The following is a 17095-nucleotide window of genomic DNA, read 5'->3' as shown; positions in this document are numbered from 1 at the left end:
ATGGCTAAGCATCACAAACGACTGCTCGGCGTTCTGGGCCTGGCGCTGACCTGCGTGATTCCGTCGCTGCATGCCGAGGACAAGACCCTGCGGCTATACAACTGGGCCGATTACTTTGCCGAAGACACGCTGAGCCGCTTCACCGCCGAAACCGGGATCAAGGTGATTTACGACGTCATGGACGGCAGTGAAACCCTCGAAGCGAAGATGCTCTCTGGCGGCAGCGGCTATGACCTGATCTTCCCCGGCGACACTGTGGCCGAGCGCCTGATGCGCGCCGGCAGCCTGTTGCCGCTGGATCAATCGAAGCTGACGGCGCTGGCCGACATCGAACCCGGTTTGCAGAAATTGCGCAGCCATTACGAACACTCCAGCCAGGCCACCGTGCCCTACACCTGGGGCACCATCGGCCTGACGTACAACGCGGCGCAGATCCAGCAGCGCATGGCCGACGCACCGGTCAACAGCCTGGACATGCTGTTCAAACCGGAGCTGGCGGCGAAGTTTGCCGACTGTGGCATTTCGCTGATCGACTCGCCGGATGAAGTGCTGGCGGTGGTGCTCAATTATCTGGGCCGCGATCCGCGCAGCGCGAAACCGGCGGATCTGGCGGCGGCCAGTGAGGTGCTGATGAAGTTGCGGCCTTATGTGCGCAAGTTCCAGTCGCAACCGGTGACCGATCTGGTCAACGGCAACCTGTGCCTGTCGCTGGGTTACAGCGGCGACATGACCCAGGCCCAGCGCACCTCGGACAGCGCTGGCAAGACCACGAAATTTGAGTACCGCATCCCCCGCGAAGGCACCACGGTATGGATGGACACCATGGCGATTCCGGTCGATGCGAAACACCCGGAGTACGCCTACGCGTTCATCAATTTCGTGATGCGCCCGCAGAACATGGCCGCAATCAGTAACTTCACCGGTTACCCGACTTCCAACGCCAAGGCGCGGGCCGGCGTCGATGCCGCGATGCGCAATAACCCGGACATCTACCTCGACGAGGCGACCTATGCTCGATTGATCCCGGGCAAGGACATCCCCCAGGCCGACATGCGCGCACGGATGCGCACCTGGACCAAATTCAAAACCGCCACCCACCCATGATTCAACGGCCGGCGCCCGGTCGCCGGCCCTTTTCAGGAAAACCAGAGATGTCGACGCGTCGTGAATTCATCAAACAGGTATCGGTCGCTGCAGGTGTCGGTGCTGCGTTCGTGGGGCTGGGCCTGGCACCCGGCAGACTTCTGGCGGCCAGTGCGGGGGATTGGTTCATGCCCGACGAGGGTGACAGGCACGAACGCGCCTTCATTGCTTTCGGCGCACAGGATGCGATCTGGGAAGATTTCACCGCCGATGTGCAGGCAGCACTGGGTCGCATCGCCCGCACCATCGCCCGTTATGAACCGCTCACGGTGTTCTGTCGCAGCGGCGAACGCAGCCTCGCCGAAGAGTATTGCGGCACCCGCAACGTCACCTACGTGACCGCCGCGCTCGACGACATCTGGATGCGCGATATCGGCGCCAATTTTGTCATCGATGACAAAGGCGGGCTTGGCGCGGTGGACTTCAATTTCAACGGTTGGGGCAACAAGCAGCGGCACAGCAAGGATGCGAAAATCGCTGCGCGAGTGGCCGCCGATGCACAGGCGACGTACCTGCGCAGTGAACTGGTGGGCGAGGGGGGTGGCATCGAAGTCGACGGCCACGGTACCGGGATCATGACCGAAAGCAGCTGGATCAACAGCAACCGCAATCCCGGCTGGAGCAAGGCCGATGTCGAGGCCGAACTGAAGGAGCGTCTGGGCCTGCGCAAAATCATCTGGCTGCCGGGGATCAAGGGCAAGGACATCACCGACGCCCACGTTGATTTCTATGCACGGTTCATCAAGCCCGGTGTGGTGATCGCCAACCTCGACAGCGACCCTGAATCCTACGATCACCAGGTCACGCTGGCGCACCTGGAGATTCTCAGGAAAGCCACCGACGCTGATGGTCGCAAACTGCAGATTCACACGATTTCGCCGCCGCTCAAGCCCCGCAAGAGCAAGTTCAACCAGAACAACCCGGATTTCGCCGCCGGTTACATCAACTACTTCGTGATCAACGGCGCGATCATCGCCCCGGAATTCGGCGACAAGGCAGCCGACCAGAAGGCTTACGACCTGCTGTCGAAGCTGTATCCGGAGCGCAAAGTCGAGTTGCTGAACATCGATGCGATCGCTGCCGGTGGCGGCGGGATTCACTGCGTGACCAGTCATCAGCCGCAAGCGTGATTGACTCTTTGGCCCATCGAGCCAACTATCGGCGCATAACAACATGACCGATGGGCCAGACCTTGATCGAACGACGTCAATTCAGCGGAGGCATGAAGGGTAAAAACCTCCGCTATCTGAATGAGCAAGCCGCCGAGACCCGCATCACCCGCACCGGTTTCCTGTTGCTGGAGCACTTTTCACTGCCGGCCTTCACTCAGGCTCTGGACACGATTATCACCGCCAACTTGTTGCGCGCCGGACTGTTCAGCTCGCGCACGTTCGGGCTGGGCGAGGGTGAGGTGATCAGCGATTTGGGGCTGGTGATTCGCCCGGACGCGCGGATTGATATGGCCAGTCTTGCGCAGTTGGATCTGCTAGTGGTGTGCGGCGGCTACCGCACTGAGCTGAAGGCCAGCGAGGAGTTGATCAGCCTGCTGCGCTCGGCGGCGGAGCGCGGTGTCAGTCTGGCCGGTTTGTGGAACGGTGCGTGGTTTCTCGGCCGCGCCGGACTGCTCGATGGTTATCGTTGCGCGATCCACCCGGAACACCGTCCCGCACTCACGGAAATTGCCAAGGCCACCCAGGTCAGCAGTGAACCTTATGTGATCGATCGCGACCGGCTCACGGCATCGAGCCCGTCCGGGGCTTTCCATATGGCGCTGGACTGGATCAAGAGCCTGCACGGCAAGGCGCTGGTCGAAGGCATCGAGGACATTCTGGCGTTCGAGGAGTCGCGGTACCGGCGGATCAAACCGGATGAAAACCTCTGCGTCAGCGCACCGTTGCGCGAGGTGGTCAAACTGATGGATGCCAACCTCGAAGAGCCGTTGGAGATGGAACAACTGGCAGTGTATGCCGGTCGCTCGCGGCGGCAGCTGGAGCGTTTGTTCAAGGAGCAATTGGGCACCACGCCGCAGCGCTATTACCTGGAATTGCGCATCACCGAAGCCCGGCGCCTGTTGCAGCACACCGAGCTGTCGCAGATGGAAGTGCTGGTGGCCTGCGGTTTCGTTTCACCGAGCCATTTCAGCAAATGCTACAGCGCGTTTTTCGGCTATCGACCGTCCAGGGAAAAACGCCTGGTCAAGTAGACCGAGGCGTTTCTGCCTTCGACCTCAGAGGTGATCGGCGTCGATCACTGCCTGAGCAAACGCCTGCGGATCTTCCTGCGGCAGGTTGTGGCCGATGCCGCCGTTGATCAGGCGGAACTGGTACTTGCCGGTGAAATGCTTGGCGTAATCCTCGGGCGCCGGGTGCGGCGCGCCGTTGGCATCGCCCTCGAGGGTGATGGTCGGCACGCTGATGGATGGGGCGCTGGCGAGTTTCTGTTCCAGCGCCGCGTATTGCGGTTCGCCCTGCACCAGGCCCAGACGCCAGCGGTAGTTGAACACGGTGATCGCGACGTGATCGGGGTTCTCCAGAGCCTTGGCGCTGCGGTCGAACGTGGCGTCATCGAAGGCCCATTTCGGTGAGGCGAGCTGCCAGATCAGCTTGGCGAAGTCGTGGGTGTTTTTACGGTAACCGTCCCGGCCACGGTCGGTGGCGAAGTAGAACTGATACCACCACTGCAATTCGGCCTTGGGCGGCAACGGATTTTGCCCGGCAGCCTGATTGCCGATCAGGTAGCCGCTGACCGAGACCAATGCCTTGACCCGTTCCGGCCACAGCGCCGAGACGATGTCTGCCGAGCGCGCGCCCCAGTCGTAACCACCGAGCACCGCTTGCTTGATGTTCAGGGCATCCATGAAGTCGATCACGTCGCTGGCCAGCGCCGCAGGCTGGCCGTTGCGCAGTGTCTGGTCCGAGAGGAAATGCGTGTCGCCATACCCCCGCGCATACGGCATCAGCACCCGATACCCCTTGGCGGCGAGCACCGGCGCGACCTCGTCATAGCTGTGAATGTCGTACGGCCAGCCGTGCAGCAGAATCACTACCGGCCCCTGCGCCGGACCGGTTTCGGCGTAGGCCACATCCAGCAAGCCGGCCTTCACATGCTTGAGCGGGCCGAACGGCGAGGGCGCGGAATAGCTGATGTTGTGGTCGCCGGGTGCCGGCTGCGCGGCGGCGGCCGTTGGCATTTGCGTCGCCGCCAGCGCGCCGAACAGCGCCACGGCGAGGATGTTCGTGCGGTTGAATGCAGCGTTTTTCATGCTGAAGTCTCCTTGGCAAGCCTGTTGGGGGCAGGTGCGGGGTGATCCCTGCAAACCTTGCAGGCATTTGAACGCCGGGACGTATCTGGTCCATGTCGAAAAAGCGCGGTGATTCAAGTTCATGTATCGCCGGGGCATCTGTACACACTGTGATACACAGCCGGTGTGCTTTGTATGGCCGTGTATCCAGCATTGCGCGCGATACACGGCGAGACCAAACCCGGGTTTTTCCACACATCGCCGCTACACCCGGCAGTCACAGTGCAGGCCTTCACACCATGACTGTCGAGAGGGCAATTGCATGCAACGCACACAGATTATGGCCACTGTGGCCGCACTGGTTTCATTCACCGGCCTGGCGCAGGCGGCAGACGCTCAGGCCATGAGCTGGCAGCAGGGCTTGAGCCGTACCGACCTGATTCGTCAGGACCTGGGCGCCGCGGATCGCGAGGTCATACAGGCACGTATCGATTTCGAACCGGGTGTCACCGCGCCGCGGCATGCACATCCGGGCGTCGAAGTGGCGCACGTGCTCAGCGGCACGCTGGAGTATCAACTGGAGGGGCGGCCGGCGGTCACGCTAAAGGCCGGTGACTCGCTGTTCATCCCGGCAGGCGTGGCCCATGTGGCGAAGAACGTCGGCCAGGACCAAGGCGTTGAACTGGCGACCTATGTGGTGAAAAAGGGTCAGCCGCTGTTGGAGCTGAAGCCGTGATCGGGCTTATCTGGCGCGCAGCAACTTGCGGTAATCCACCGGCGAAATCCCGCGGGCCTGACGGAAGGAATGGCTGAAAGAACTGGCCTGCGAGTAACCCAGCATCAGGGCAATGTTCATGATGCTGGTCTCGGTGCGGCGCAGGTAATGGTCGGCCAGTTCCATGCGCATGGTTTCCAGCACCTGATTGAAGTTTTCCCCTTCGGCCGCCAGTTTGCGCTGCAAGGTGCGCGGCGAAATCGCCAGCTGCCGGGCCAGGCTTTTCAAGCTGAAATCGCCGGTCGGCAATTGTTCGGTGAGCAGCGCGCGCAAGCGGTCAGTCACGGAAAATGCCGGGTACGTCAGACACAGCTGCCAGTCGGCTTCCAGCAGCATGTTGCGATGCATGCGCGGGTCGGCGCCCTGGATTCGTGTAGAGAGTGTCGACTCGGCAAACACCAGCGCATTGCAACCGGCCTCGAACTGCACCGGACAGCCAAAGAAGTGTTCATACAGCGCCGGTTCGCCCACCGCCGGATGCATCATCCGCACTTCCAGCATTGGCTGATTGCTCGCGATCAACCAGCGGCCGAACGCGGCCCAGCCAACCATCAGCGCTTCCTGATGCAGGGCGCAGTAAGGCTCCAGCTCACTGATGCGTTGATCTTCGAGGGTCACGCGGCCGTCGCCGATGACGATCCGGGTCTGGCTGGAAGGGCTGTCGTAAACGATCTTGCCGAATCGCAGGATCATGTTCAGCGACTCGCCGAGTGTCGCGCTGGTCATCAGCACATAACCCAGCACGCCATAGGTGCCCGGGCGCACGGCGGCGCCGACCAACAGGCCGAAATGCGGCAGGTTGCTGCTGAGCGCCGCCAGTTCCAGCAAGGCACGCAGTTGGCGCATGGGAATGCGCACGATCGAGTCGGACAACTGCTCGCGTGAGAGTCCGGTCTGCTGCAACAGCCAATCGCCATCGCAGCCATATTGTTCGGCGACATCAAGGACGTGGTTAACGAAGGCAGCGCTGGAAGTGGCGGGTCGCATGGGGGGAGGGGAAGTCCGGTAATCCGGTGATCTTGCTTTTCCGAAAGGTGAAGAAAGCGACGTCGCCAAGGCGCGCGGCGTCAATAGACCCTACATGCGCCCGATTACCGGAATGCCGGTACCGGTGACCGCCGACGCTTGCTCCGAAATCAGAAACATAATGACCGCCGCCAGCTGCGCCGGTGTCACCCAGCGCTGATGCTCGGCGTCGGGCATGGCCTCACGGTTTTGCGGGGTGTCGAGAATGCTCGGCAGCACGGCATTGACCGTGATGCTCATGTCCTTGAGTTCTTCGGCGAGGCTTTCGGTCAGGCGCAGTACGCTGGATTTCGACGCAGCGTAAGCGCCCATCCCCATGCCGGCCTTGGCCGCCATGCTCGCGCCGATATTGACGATGCGCCCGGCCGAGGATTGCAGCAGTAATGGCAGCAGGGCTTTGCTGGCGTTCAATGCGGTTCGAAGGTTCAGCGAATAGAGCCGATCCCAGGCCTCTAGCGCACCGCCCAACAACGGTTCCCACGCATAGCCGCCGGCGCCGTTGACCAGCGCATCGAGGCGACCGAAATAGCGGTTGATCTGGTGGGCGACTGCCTGGCAATCGGCAAGGGAGGTCAGATCGATGCCGGACAGGACCAGCCGATTGTGGGAGCTGGGCAGCGTAATCATCGCCCGATCGATCAGCACCAGATCCGCGCCCTGGGCTGCGGCCATGTCCGCCAGGGTCTCGCCGAGATTCCCCAGGGCGCCGGTAATCGCCACAACGCGCCGTGAGAGTGACTGAGTCATCAAGAGTCCTTTCCTTTTTAAGGGCGCATACTCTAATGATATCGGTGACCCGTGGCATGCTTTTGGATGTCAACTTGTTGCGCAAAAGTGCCAAAATTTTATGCCTGGCAAAACATAGGGAAGGGGTCGTGAAACAGGCGTCAGAAAGTTGGCTTCAGGCGTGTGGCGCCAAGCGGATACTGAAAGCCTGGCGATGGTTTGGTCTGGCATTCTTGTCGTTGTTTCGCCAAGCGCAAATTCTTTCCTGAAGTCTGCAGCACGCTTTTTCGGGACAAGCGGCGCAAATCGGAAGTACGTTTTTTTACGCGACATAATCTGTTGCTGCAGCAAGCCAGTGCTACTTGTATCCTTGCGCGCGACAAGGACACGCGGCTGCAGTCATCGAGTCGGTCGACCCGCCGCAGGAACGGAAACCGGACTTTCCCAAAGGTAGTAATGTGAAGCGTGATACCCGCCTGGTTGTGCTTTTGTTGTTGGTGATCGGTTGTTCCCTCGGGTCACTGACGGTGTGGAAAGTATTGGCCTCTCGAGAGCGCGCACTGGAGGAAGTCAACGTTCATGGCTTGAACCTGACCCAGGCGCTGGCGACTTATTCCGAAGGGATCGTTCGCCAGAGTTCGTTGCTCTTGCTCGGGATCGTCGAACGTTTGGAAACCGAAGGCAGTGGCCCCGCGCAGATCCAGCGTCTGAGCGCACTGGTCAATCGTCAGGAACCGCTGATGCCGCAGCTCAGCGGCATCACCATCTACGACAACCAGGGCCGTTGGCTGATGTCGTCCAACCGACCGATCCCGGCCGGGGCCAACAGCAGTGATCGCGTCTACTTCACCCATCATCGTGACGACCCGAGCCGCGAGACCTTTATCGGTCCGCCGATCCAGAGCCGCTCCAATCAGGAGTGGGTGATCACCGTCAGTCGCCGTTTCAATGATGCGCACGGCGAGTTTGCCGGTGTGGTGGCGGTGACCCTGGGAATCGAAAACTTCCTGCGTCTGTTCGGCAAGATCGATGTGGGCCAGGAGGGCGCTATCGGCTTGTCCTATACCGACGGTACGTTGCTGGTGCGCTATCCGTTCCGCGAGCAGGACATGGGCCGCAATTTTTCCAAGTCGCCCATCTATGCGAAGTATCTGGTCGATCGATCGGTCGGTACCGCGTCGTTTACCTCCAGCCTCGATGGCGTCGAGCGGCTCTACGCCTTCCGCAAGAGTGACCGGCTGCCGCTGATCACCACCGTCGCGCTCGGCAAGCGCGAAGCCCTTGCTGCGTGGCGCATGGAAGCCTGGCTGTCGGCAGTGGTGGTCGCGGGGTTGCTGGGGCTCACCGGGCTCATCGGCTGGCTCCTGATTCTCGATATTCGCAGGCGTACCAGGGCTGAAGATCAATTGCGCGGGACGCAGCAGCAGTTGCTCTCATCCAATCGGCAGCTTGAGTTACTGGCGATGAAGGACGCCCTGACCGGCCTGGCCAACCGGCGCTGCTTCGATGAGAGCCTCGCCATGGAAGCCCGGCGCGCACAACGTGACGGCACGACACTGGCGTTGCTGATGATCGATATCGACTACTTCAAGCTGTTCAACGACTCATTCGGGCATGTCGCCGGCGATGCCTGCCTGCAGAAGGTCGGCACAATCCTCGAAGATTGTGTACGGCGCCCCTCGGATCTGGTGGCGCGTTACGGCGGCGAGGAGCTGAGCGTGATCATGCCGGCCACCGACAGTGACGGTGCTGCGGTGGTCGCGCAACTGATCCTCGAACGTTTGGAGCAAGCGAACATCGCACACCCGTCCAGCCCATTCGGCCGGCTGAGTGTGAGTATCGGCATCGCTACGGCCTCGGGGGCGCAACTGCAATCCTTGCAAGGGTTGATCGAGGTCGCCGATCAGGCGCTGTATAACGCCAAGACGCTGGGGCGTAACCGGTTTGTGAAGTGATCGGTAGGCCTTAATCCGATAGATCGCCGTCAGGCTGACTTTCATGCCGGGCGGGAACCCGCTGGGTGTCTTTTGATGGCGGACACCCAAACTGGCGACTGAATTGCGACGGGCTTTCGTAGCCCACTCGATAGCAGGCACTCGCCCCATCCAGCCCTTCGCCGAGTACGCAGCCCGCGCTATCTCGGATGATTTGCGCCAGAAAACGGACAAGATCCGCGTCACGGTAGTGTGCCCGGGCGTCGTCGAGTCCGACTGACTGCTTCATTTATCGAGGCCGCAACGAAAACCATCCGTCGCGCCATCAGTCGCCGCCGCTGAACACTCCAGAACCGCAGCCCTCTACCGGCTTACAAGTCACCCGGGGTAATGACCATGAGCGACGTTCGGAAAGAGCAGGCGTTGGCCGCCTGGCGAAAATTGCTGGAAGAGCCGGAGATCCGTATGGACGCCGAGGATCAATACGACGAGTTGCTGAAAATGGCCGATAGCATGGAACAGCAAAGGCTGATTACAGCAACTGAATGGCGCCAGTTGGTGCGCAAGGCCGGGGCGAGGTTCGTCCAGGCCACCGAGGGGCTTTCGGGCGGAACATAAACATTCGCGGGGCAGGGTGCAGAGCGACGGTGTCTCCCTTACCAGGGATAACGCCGTTAATGGGAATCTGTATTAATTGCGAATAATTTTGTATAGCATGCGCGGGAGTTTTTTGGCGGATTCACCCCCTGCATTGGCCTATTCGTAAAGGTTTCCCTCTCCATGCGTCGAACCCTGCTTTCCATTTGTGTGCTGCAAGCATTGTCGCCTGCCTCATGGGCTGATCAAACGGGGGCATCACCCTCAACGCTGGAGCTGGACGCAACCGATGTCATCGGTACTGCGAATTACGAAAGGGCGGACGGCCCGGTGCAGGGTTATCGCGCGACGCGCTCGGCCAGCGCCACGCGCACCGACACCTCGATCCACGAAACTGCGCAATCGATCAGCGTGGTCTCGAAGGATGCGGTCGAAGATCTGGGCGCCACCCGATTGCAGGACGCGCTGGACTACGCCGGCGGCGTGGGGCGGGCGAACAATTTTGGTGGTCAGGGCCTGACCACGTTTACCGTGCGTGGCTTCACCACCGGCGAGTTCTATCGCAACGGTTTTCCGATCAATCGCGGCTATCCGAACATGCCGGATGCCAACACAATCGAACGCCTCGAAGTGCTGCGCGGCCCGGCCACCATGCTCTACGGTCGGGGTGATCCTGGCGGCACCTTCAACGTGGTGTCCAAGCAGCCGTTGCCTGAAAGCAGCGTCACCCTGGGCAGCCAACTCAACGATCAGGGCATGAAACGCGGCACGCTGGACGCTTCCGGCCCGCTCGACGAAGAAGGGCGTCTGGCCTATCGCTTGAACGTTGTGGGCGAGGGCGGCGACACCTTTCGCGATCATGTCGAAACCGAGCGCTACGGCATCGCACCGGTGCTCACCTGGCAGGCAACCGACGCGACCAAGCTGATTTTCGAAGGCGATTTCATGCGCAACAACGCGCCTCTGGATCGCGGCCTTACCCGTTACGCAAAACAGACGGGAACCGCTTCGCGCGACAGTTTTTTCGGCGAAAAAGACGCTGGCAAACTGCATAACGACAACAACATGGCGCAAATGCGTTTCGAGCACATGCTCAATGAAGACTGGACCCTCGGCGGCGGTTTCCAGTGGCTCGACGGTTCGCTCAAGGGCAACGCAATCGAGGCCAATGGCATTGCCGATGACGGCCGCACCCTCGGGCGCAATTTCAACTATCGCAAGCTGGAGTGGACCGACAAGGATACCCAGCTCAACCTGACCGGGCATTTCGATACTGCGGGTTTGCAGCACACGTTGTTCACCGGTATCGAGTACGAGGATTACGACTACAAGTCGATCATCCAGCGCTCCAGCGGCGCTGTCGGTGCGTACCCGATCGACATCTTCGATCCGGTCTACGGGCAGCCGCGCCCGGCACTCACCCGCACGCCGACGCACGACAAGGAAAACCTCAAGACGTATGCCGCGTTCGTGCAGGACCAGGTGGCATTGACCGATAAGCTGAAGGTGCTGGCCGGGGCGCGTTTCGAGCGCTTCGAACATGACTACGAAACATACGTGCCCGGTGGCAAGAGCTGGCAGGCCAGTGACAACGCGGTGACTCCGCGCATCGGCGTGACCTATGACCTGACCGAGACATTGGCGATCTATGCCGACACGGCGCGCTCCTTCAAGCCGAACACCGGCGCCAGTCGCCAGGGCGGAGGGTTCGAGCCAGAGAAGGGCAAGTCCTATGAAATGGGACTCAAGTGGGAAGCGCTGGATCAGCAGTTGAGCGTCGACGCGGCGATCTATCAGATCGAAAAACGTAACGTGCTGACCACCGACCCGGTTGACTCGACCTTCAGCGTTGCGGCCGGCGAAGTGCGTAGCCGCGGTTTCGACGTCAACGTTGCCGGCAACCTGACTCCCGAATGGCGGGTGATTGGCGGCTACGCCTATGTCGATGCCGAAGTGACCAAGGACAATGTGCTGCGCTCTGGCACGCGGCTGATGAACATCCCGAAGAACAGCTTCAGCCTGCTGAACATGTATGAATTCCAGGACGGCACCTTCAAGGGACTGGGCCTGGGCACTGGCCTCAAGTACGTCGACGAGCGCGCTGGTCAAACTGCCAACACCGCGTTTTCGATGGGCAGCTATACCGTTGTCGACTTGCTCAGCTTCTACAAGATCAATGACAAGGTGCGGCTTAATCTCGACGTGAAAAACCTCTTTGACCGAGATTATGAAGAGGGCGCATTCGGCAACGTCTATGCCTACCCGGGGGCGCCGCGAACCGTGCAGGTCGGCGTTTCCTACACCTTGTAGCAGGGTGGAGCAAAATTCTCACAGGCCACAAATGAAACAGCCCTGAATATTCAGGGCTGTTTCTTGATTATCCGATAACGCTTGAAACGTTTTTGCTGTAGCCGCTGCCGGCCTCCGTCAGATTCGCGTAAAAGATACAGCCGATCAGTCTCGCGAACAGGCCTAACGTGTCTGCCAGATCCGGGTCATCGAAAATCACCGCCCTGGAGTCCAACGCACACAGCGCGCCCCAAAGTTGTCCGTCAGGAAGGAAAATGGGCGCGCCTGCGTAGCTTTCAATCAAATATTGCTTAACCACGGGACGTGTGGAAAACCTGCCGTCGCGACTTATCTGCGGCACGAAAAGCACCTGAGGGTCTCTGCGAAACTCACTGCACAGCGTGGTTTCCAATTCCAGCGTGTCGCCGGAGTTGATCCCAAGCTCGATCGGATCGTAGGCGGAACAGACGATCCAGTCAGTCTCGGTGAATTTCGCGATCGCCGCGAACCGCGTCCCGGTCATGCGTGTAACAAGCTGCAGAATATTGGTTGTAGCTTCAATTTCAGCGATAGAGGAACGTTCCTCTGCGCTTAGCAACGCTCTGTCAATGGTGTCACTGAGGGGCATGCATTGTTCTCCGGTCATGATTTTTTAAGTTGGCGACTGCTAAACGCTTTTGAAACTGCCCATTTTGATACTAAACAAAATGGATTCGTTCACATGAAAGGTTCCTGATGGCTGCAATAGCGAAGCGTCATTGGCGTGCGGCTTGAGGCGCCGTTATCGGCGGCGTAGCCTTGATCTCATAAATGTTGGATATCGCATTGAATGAAAGGTGAGGAAAGTGGAAGGCGTAGTGTTGAGCGAAAAGATGCAACGTGAAGCTGATCGGCTCCTGGCGCAGATTGTCCGGGCAGACTCGATGATCATCGCCGTGAAGGCGGGGGCTCGTGCGGATGGCTTCGTGCTTGGGCTGGAAACCAGCGAGGTTCTGCGTGCCGGCGATGCTGAAAAGCTGTACGTCATTTTTGAAGCGGCTTTGGTCGAGCGGCTGAAAACGCTTTCTCGCAGTTGAGCAGCAGAACATTTATCCGCTTGAACTAACGATTGACCGGTAAGTCAGGGTAGTTGTCTGCCACTCTGATTTTGAGGTTATCAATGCGCAACTACACCATCGAGTATCTGTTCAACGGCGAGTCCCGTACGCATCAACTCGCGTTGCAGCAGTCGAAGCTCTCCATTCACGACGCTGCCATGCATCTGCTGGAACTGCATTTTGGGGATGCTGAGAACAGTCTGATCATGCCAACAGCTGACTCGACTGCTGAAGAGATACTGGAGCAGGCCAGCCTGGTGGGTATTACGCAAATCGACGTGAAGGATGCAGGCGCTGACTGATTTCTTCTTCGCTCGCCCCCGACCCCTGCGCGATGCCCAACCCTGCATTGACGATACTCACGTATCGCCTCAGGCGAGTTGACACGCAGTCGTTCGGAAATCGGGACATCAGCATCCTTGAATCGCCAGTTGGTTCCAGTGGACAGGAGGGTATAACTGAGGCAGGCGGCGAAGGCGTCCCAGGCCATGGCCGCGCTGTTGAAGGAGATCGCTATTGGTTTGATTGCTACAAAAAAGCGAGTTTGCTTGTGAGTGGCGGCTAGTGGCCGATCTGTGGGGTTCGTGGAGGGCAGAAAACGGCCAAGAGCTGCCCATCAGTTGCGTCGACTGCTACTCTCTGCGGTCTCTGGACTCAGTGCTGCTTATAACGTGAGACTTTATGAATAACCAACTCGCCATTTTGATCAGCGACTACCAAGCAAGTGTTGGCACCGCTGTGGACATGATGCATCGGTCTGGTATTCCGCGGCCCTTGACCAATATGGATTGGGTGGGCACTGACATTCCTCAGCGCGGAGAGTTAGAAGGCGGAGTTCGTTACTTCAAGCACGGCTATGGCTGCGCGGTTAGTCTCCCCACAGGTACAGTAGACTTTGACTTTGGGGCTCATGGTGAGATCGGTGGCTTCGACGCGTGGCGACTTGCTAGTTTCGCAGGTGACAAGTTGTCGGAATACGGTTTTGCTGATGAGGATGCACTCACAGAGTGCTTCAAAGCGGAAGTTGCTGCCGGTTCTCTAGTGTATTCCGGGTACATTCTCTACTACGTAGCGGACGACACCTCACAATTTCTGTCGAAATAGTCCGTTCTATCCGTGCATTAAGTTCTCACTACAGGGCGCCTGCCTGGATCGGCCATTTTCGGCCACCTACCACCGCCAGGTTTGGCCGATTAATCCCGTTCCGACAGGCAAAAATCGACCCAAAGCGGACAATACGGAGAACCTATGTACACAGTGACCGTCGTTAGCGAACGGCCCGACTTCAGATGTTTTCTGGATTTGCTCTATGGCCCTGGGCGAAACGTAGACACGGATGGTGATTCATACCCTGTGAACAGCCGCTCTTGGACATACCTGTATGTGAAGGACAGAGAGAGCGATGACCCTTACATCGAAATCCATGCGAGCGAGGTAGATGTCTCAAGGTTTACCGTGCAGTCCGACTCGTCGAGGCTGGACGCCCTGGCTGCGTTGTACTTGTACCTGACCTGTGGTGGGTCAATCTCCTCTTCAGATCAGGCACTTGATAAAGCCGCCATCGAAATGTTGTGCGACAGATATTCCGTTGAGCTCTGCCGAGCCCATGGATCTATTTGGCATCAGTCGGCAGATAACGCGCCTTACTCACAGTGGTGAACGACGACTTTCGACCCAAAGCTGACGGTGGCGACAGACAAAAATCGGCCAGAAGCGGACATCGGCAAGCGACCGCTGTTGGCCAATAGCGGACATACTGACGTTCCTAGGGAAAAACGACAGCGAGAAAGGGTCATGGACTTCATCATCGATTTGATAGCTCATCGTATTGGAGTTTTTGTACTGGGCTTGCTGAGTGGCGGCCGTTTCAAGGGAGATAGTGGTTTTGCTTGGGGATGGGCCGTTGTCGTCGGAGGGCTGATTTTGCTCTCGCCATTCGCAGTGTTCATAGCCTGGTTTATCCAGACCAGTGGTTCATGATTTTATGTCTGCCGTGGGTTGTATTCTGCCCCTCGCGAGAGGCAGGAAACGGCCAAAAACAGTCATTGCGACGATGCCGTACGATACACGCCTGCCGTTAGATCATTAGGGCTTACCCATGCAATTTCATGGTTTCGAATTCGGGCATATTGAGGTTGAGATTCAAAACCGTGCGTATGACCTTCATAACTTCTACCACGCCAGCACCATTAATTACGACATCATGGATAGGTCGGCTGTACTCATCTTTACTCGACGGACTGAAGCCTGGGTGCCGACCGAAGAAGCACACAAGATTACTATCAGCTTCCATGAGGTCGATTACTTTTCATCAAGTGGGCGGAATGATTACCCAATCGATGGCGACGATAGTGTTATTCATTCGATCGGAGCCGTGGAGTCCAACGCAGAGACACAGGCCTTTTACCTGACAGATCACATCCAACCAGATCATCATCTTGTCATGTGCTTCGAGTCTGGTCTTACATTACGAATACAGGCCGCTGAAGCACGATGCAAAATCGATTTTTAAACGGCAAAAATTTAGAAAAGGGGACAGAAAAGGGGACGGATTTATTTTCCAGAATGGGAAGTTCAGCTCGATCACCCGCTCTTGGGTCACGCTCTACCCATTTCCTCATACGAAGCATCGACGAACATGATGTGTTCATCGCAAGCCGCTTCAGTTACATCCCGGATTATTTCAGCAAGAGTATCAACATCCAACCCCTGAGCTTCGATGCAGGCCAGGCGTCCGGGTGACCAATCTATGACAGAGGACTGTGGATACTTCCCTAGCAGTGCGGACAGGGCCTTCTGAGGCGGCTCTTTGCAGGTGTACATGAAATCAAAGTACGGGGCGCTGGTGTCCTGAAGCGAGTACACCAGAGCCCAAGCATTTGATGGACCGGAAAAGTACATCGTGACGTAACGATGTGCCCATTCTGGCCCGCCATGTTTGATGAGGCGAAGTACTTCGACGATTGAATGACAATCGGGGATTCGGATCATGCGATCAGGGTCAAACGTTCGGCCAGGCACAGGTTGGGCTGCTACTTTACTGAGCAGAAATGCAGTCATTCTTGCTTTCTTATTCATCGTATTGTCTCGAGTTCGAATGTCCGCTTTTGGCCGGTAGCGGTCGCCTACCAACGTCCGCTTTTGACAAAAAGCGGCCGTCCGTCAGCGGCAGCTTTCGGCCAGAAGCGGACGCTCATGAGTGACCGCTTCCGACCCATTGCAGCCGTTCGCTAAAGACTGAAAATGGTGGATTTCTGCCTGTTATGATTGACCGACATCGACTCCTTCGGGCCAGTCGTTACAGTTAGTAATCGGCCCATACCCAACACCCCAGCCATGAGAGTGCGAACTATATGGCACCTCAATCTTTGGAGAAAATCGCCATGCGAGTAAGGAAGGAGCAAAGCATTTGTGAATGGCAGGGAGTTACCCCAGATCGACCACAATCGGGGTCAAAAATCGGAATAGCGTTGGGGACCCTGGGGCTTCAGCCCATAAATGGGTTAAGGGTTAATCCGGAAAACGGTACGAATGGTTGGTACCTGTGGTGCGGTATGGAGTGGTCTGAGGCTGACGATTTTTTTTCACCCCTTCATGTAGCGCACATCACGGACTATCTACCGGAAGTTGTCGGATATCTCGATTTGCCGCCAGGCTATCGTTTTTACATCGACGGCAATAATTTTGAAGACGTTTGGTTTGACGCAGAGTTGATACGCACCTGACTCGCTTGATGAATTGCCCTGAGTTTTCATAGATACATCGAATGACTACTTCTGGCCGGTTGCTGCCTGTCGCGACCGGCCGAAAACGACCCTCCATAGACGTTGTCAGTGCACTGAGCATCTAGTAAAAAGGTCATCTCCAGTTCCAGGGACTGAAACGAATTTATGATTACTGGCTATGGTCAACGCGTTTGTAATCGATGCGGCGAGTCAATTACTGCTTACTGTCCATCAATTGAAACGCTAGCGATCATCGGGGTATTCCACGAAAAGGGTCATCAGGCAGTAGTAGATGAAATAGTCCGCCGAGAAAATATTGATCCGGATGTTGTCTGGGAGTATTTCCACCATCGGATGAAACCCCTGTGCGAGCAAAAGCTTGCCCACTGCTCATTCTGCGGAGGGCAGTTGAGGACTTGGCGTGCGCGTCAATGCATGCACTGTTTTAGAGACTGGCACTGACGCACAGCGATTATCGAGCTGAGTCTTCATGTTCTGAACCGCATTCTGACGATTTCTGACTGACCGCTTCTGGCCAACAA

18 protein-coding genes and 2 pseudogenes are annotated in these 17095 nt (G+C 57.9%); 14 read left to right on the top strand and 6 right to left on the bottom strand.

Annotation, left to right across the window (positions count from 1 at the left end):
* From JN524_RS26700 to JN524_RS26690, 3 genes are read left to right on the top strand one after another with little or no spacing between them, the layout of a single operon-like run.
* Positions 1 to 1104, top strand: coding sequence for an extracellular solute-binding protein (locus JN524_RS26700; RefSeq protein WP_202371259.1), 1104 nt, complete (start codon positions 1 to 3; stop codon positions 1102 to 1104).
* A gap of 47 nt (positions 1105 to 1151) precedes the next feature.
* Entirely contained in the window at positions 1152 to 2273 is a 1122-nt protein-coding gene (locus tag JN524_RS26695; RefSeq protein ID WP_202371258.1) for an agmatine deiminase family protein, read from the top strand.
* A 50-nt stretch (positions 2274 to 2323) separates the two neighbouring features.
* Positions 2324 to 3346 (top strand): GlxA family transcriptional regulator, encoded by a 1023-nt coding sequence (locus JN524_RS26690; protein ID WP_202371257.1) that lies wholly within the window; start codon positions 2324 to 2326, stop codon positions 3344 to 3346.
* Between the two features lie 24 nt (positions 3347 to 3370).
* Here JN524_RS26690 and JN524_RS26685 read toward each other — a convergent pair whose 3' ends face one another.
* The gene (locus tag JN524_RS26685; RefSeq protein ID WP_202371256.1) at positions 3371 to 4405 is read right to left on the bottom strand and encodes an alpha/beta fold hydrolase; all 1035 of its coding nucleotides are present in this window, start codon (positions 4403 to 4405) and stop codon (positions 3371 to 3373) included.
* 301 nt (positions 4406 to 4706) lie between these two features.
* Here JN524_RS26685 and JN524_RS26680 point away from each other — a divergent pair, with 301 nt between their 5' ends.
* The gene (locus JN524_RS26680) at positions 4707 to 5120 is read left to right on the top strand and encodes a cupin domain-containing protein (protein WP_202371255.1); all 414 of its coding nucleotides are present in this window, start codon (positions 4707 to 4709) and stop codon (positions 5118 to 5120) included.
* Between the two features lie 6 nt (positions 5121 to 5126).
* On the opposite strand, the gene JN524_RS26675 is transcribed toward JN524_RS26680, so the two are convergent.
* Together JN524_RS26675 and JN524_RS26670 are read right to left on the bottom strand one after the other, a co-directional pair.
* Complete coding sequence (locus tag JN524_RS26675) at positions 5127 to 6146, bottom strand: AraC family transcriptional regulator (RefSeq protein ID WP_202371254.1); 1020 nt, start codon at positions 6144 to 6146, stop codon at positions 5127 to 5129.
* A 90-nt stretch (positions 6147 to 6236) separates the two neighbouring features.
* The gene (locus JN524_RS26670; RefSeq protein WP_202371253.1) at positions 6237 to 6932 is read right to left on the bottom strand and encodes an SDR family NAD(P)-dependent oxidoreductase; all 696 of its coding nucleotides are present in this window, start codon (positions 6930 to 6932) and stop codon (positions 6237 to 6239) included.
* A gap of 437 nt (positions 6933 to 7369) precedes the next feature.
* Here JN524_RS26670 and JN524_RS26665 point away from each other — a divergent pair, with 437 nt between their 5' ends.
* The 4 genes and pseudogenes from JN524_RS26665 (at position 7370) to JN524_RS26655 (ending at position 11752) form a co-directional block, all read left to right on the top strand.
* Entirely contained in the window at positions 7370 to 8866 is a 1497-nt protein-coding gene (locus JN524_RS26665; RefSeq protein WP_202371252.1) for a diguanylate cyclase, read from the top strand.
* A gap of 169 nt (positions 8867 to 9035) precedes the next feature.
* A pseudogene (locus JN524_RS27410) lies at positions 9036 to 9122 on the top strand (oxidoreductase); the annotation flags it as partial.
* Positions 9123 to 9241: 119 nt separating this feature from the next.
* On the top strand, positions 9242 to 9463 hold the full coding sequence (locus JN524_RS26660; protein WP_202371251.1) for a hypothetical protein: 222 nt from the start codon (positions 9242 to 9244) through the stop codon (positions 9461 to 9463).
* Positions 9464 to 9625: 162 nt separating this feature from the next.
* Positions 9626 to 11752 (top strand): TonB-dependent siderophore receptor, encoded by a 2127-nt coding sequence (locus JN524_RS26655; RefSeq protein WP_202371250.1) that lies wholly within the window; start codon positions 9626 to 9628, stop codon positions 11750 to 11752.
* Positions 11753 to 11819: 67 nt separating this feature from the next.
* On the opposite strand, the gene JN524_RS26650 is transcribed toward JN524_RS26655, so the two are convergent.
* Positions 11820 to 12359, bottom strand: coding sequence for a GAF domain-containing protein (locus JN524_RS26650; RefSeq protein ID WP_027613840.1), 540 nt, complete (start codon positions 12357 to 12359; stop codon positions 11820 to 11822).
* 217 nt (positions 12360 to 12576) lie between these two features.
* On the opposite strand from JN524_RS26650, the gene JN524_RS26645 reads away from it, so the two are divergent.
* Together JN524_RS26645 and JN524_RS26640 are read left to right on the top strand one after the other, a co-directional pair.
* Positions 12577 to 12807, top strand: coding sequence for a hypothetical protein (locus JN524_RS26645; RefSeq protein ID WP_027613841.1), 231 nt, complete (start codon positions 12577 to 12579; stop codon positions 12805 to 12807).
* 83 nt (positions 12808 to 12890) lie between these two features.
* Positions 12891 to 13130, top strand: coding sequence for a hypothetical protein (locus JN524_RS26640; protein ID WP_027613842.1), 240 nt, complete (start codon positions 12891 to 12893; stop codon positions 13128 to 13130).
* A gap of 22 nt (positions 13131 to 13152) precedes the next feature.
* Here JN524_RS26640 and JN524_RS27405 read toward each other — a convergent pair.
* A pseudogene (locus tag JN524_RS27405) lies at positions 13153 to 13294 on the bottom strand (LysR family transcriptional regulator); the annotation flags it as partial.
* 215 nt (positions 13295 to 13509) lie between these two features.
* On the opposite strand from JN524_RS27405, the gene JN524_RS26635 reads away from it, so the two are divergent.
* The 3 genes from JN524_RS26635 (at position 13510) to JN524_RS26625 (ending at position 15340) form a co-directional block, all read left to right on the top strand.
* Complete coding sequence (locus JN524_RS26635) at positions 13510 to 13932, top strand: DUF6896 domain-containing protein (protein WP_046488807.1); 423 nt, start codon at positions 13510 to 13512, stop codon at positions 13930 to 13932.
* Between the two features lie 690 nt (positions 13933 to 14622).
* Positions 14623 to 14808, top strand: a complete 186-nt coding sequence (locus JN524_RS26630) for a hypothetical protein (RefSeq protein WP_202371249.1) — start codon at positions 14623 to 14625, stop codon at positions 14806 to 14808.
* A gap of 118 nt (positions 14809 to 14926) precedes the next feature.
* Positions 14927 to 15340 (top strand): hypothetical protein, encoded by a 414-nt coding sequence (locus JN524_RS26625; RefSeq protein ID WP_027613844.1) that lies wholly within the window; start codon positions 14927 to 14929, stop codon positions 15338 to 15340.
* An 86-nt stretch (positions 15341 to 15426) separates the two neighbouring features.
* On the opposite strand, the gene JN524_RS26620 is transcribed toward JN524_RS26625, so the two are convergent.
* Positions 15427 to 15906, bottom strand: a complete 480-nt coding sequence (locus tag JN524_RS26620) for a hypothetical protein (protein WP_202371248.1) — start codon at positions 15904 to 15906, stop codon at positions 15427 to 15429.
* 275 nt (positions 15907 to 16181) lie between these two features.
* Here JN524_RS26620 and JN524_RS26615 point away from each other — a divergent pair, with 275 nt between their 5' ends.
* Positions 16182 to 16553 (top strand): immunity protein Imm33 domain-containing protein, encoded by a 372-nt coding sequence (locus tag JN524_RS26615; RefSeq protein ID WP_237403186.1) that lies wholly within the window; start codon positions 16182 to 16184, stop codon positions 16551 to 16553.
* Positions 16554 to 17095 lie beyond the last annotated feature (542 nt).

Origin of the sequence: Pseudomonas sp. MWU318 (assembly GCF_016756945.1) — a bacterium.
Taxonomy (GTDB): Bacteria; Pseudomonadota; Gammaproteobacteria; order Pseudomonadales; family Pseudomonadaceae; genus Aquipseudomonas; species Aquipseudomonas putida_A.
This window is presented reverse-complemented; position numbering and strand designations above follow the sequence as displayed.

Excerpts from the sequence above, each read along its gene's own strand:
- JN524_RS26700 (WP_202371259.1), top strand. The coding sequence starts at position 1 with ATGGCTAAGCATCACAAACGACTGCTCGGCGTTCTGGGCCTGGCGCTG.
- JN524_RS26695 (WP_202371258.1), top strand. The coding sequence starts at position 1,152 with ATGTCGACGCGTCGTGAATTCATCAAACAGGTATCGGTCGCTGCAGGT.
- JN524_RS26690 (WP_202371257.1), top strand. The coding sequence starts at position 2,324 with ATGGGCCAGACCTTGATCGAACGACGTCAATTCAGCGGAGGCATGAAG.
- JN524_RS26685 (WP_202371256.1), bottom strand. The coding sequence starts at position 4,405 with ATGAAAAACGCTGCATTCAACCGCACGAACATCCTCGCCGTGGCGCTG.
- JN524_RS26680 (WP_202371255.1), top strand. The coding sequence starts at position 4,707 with ATGCAACGCACACAGATTATGGCCACTGTGGCCGCACTGGTTTCATTC.
- JN524_RS26675 (WP_202371254.1), bottom strand. The coding sequence starts at position 6,146 with ATGCGACCCGCCACTTCCAGCGCTGCCTTCGTTAACCACGTCCTTGAT.
- JN524_RS26670 (WP_202371253.1), bottom strand. The coding sequence starts at position 6,932 with ATGACTCAGTCACTCTCACGGCGCGTTGTGGCGATTACCGGCGCCCTG.
- JN524_RS26660 (WP_202371251.1), top strand. The coding sequence starts at position 9,242 with ATGAGCGACGTTCGGAAAGAGCAGGCGTTGGCCGCCTGGCGAAAATTG.
- JN524_RS26655 (WP_202371250.1), top strand. The coding sequence starts at position 9,626 with ATGCGTCGAACCCTGCTTTCCATTTGTGTGCTGCAAGCATTGTCGCCT.
- JN524_RS26650 (WP_027613840.1), bottom strand. The coding sequence starts at position 12,359 with ATGCCCCTCAGTGACACCATTGACAGAGCGTTGCTAAGCGCAGAGGAA.
- JN524_RS26640 (WP_027613842.1), top strand. The coding sequence starts at position 12,891 with ATGCGCAACTACACCATCGAGTATCTGTTCAACGGCGAGTCCCGTACG.
- JN524_RS26635 (WP_046488807.1), top strand. The coding sequence starts at position 13,510 with ATGAATAACCAACTCGCCATTTTGATCAGCGACTACCAAGCAAGTGTT.
- JN524_RS26630 (WP_202371249.1), top strand. The coding sequence starts at position 14,623 with ATGGACTTCATCATCGATTTGATAGCTCATCGTATTGGAGTTTTTGTA.
- JN524_RS26625 (WP_027613844.1), top strand. The coding sequence starts at position 14,927 with ATGCAATTTCATGGTTTCGAATTCGGGCATATTGAGGTTGAGATTCAA.
- JN524_RS26620 (WP_202371248.1), bottom strand. The coding sequence starts at position 15,906 with ATGAATAAGAAAGCAAGAATGACTGCATTTCTGCTCAGTAAAGTAGCA.
- JN524_RS26615 (WP_237403186.1), top strand. The coding sequence starts at position 16,182 with ATGGCACCTCAATCTTTGGAGAAAATCGCCATGCGAGTAAGGAAGGAG.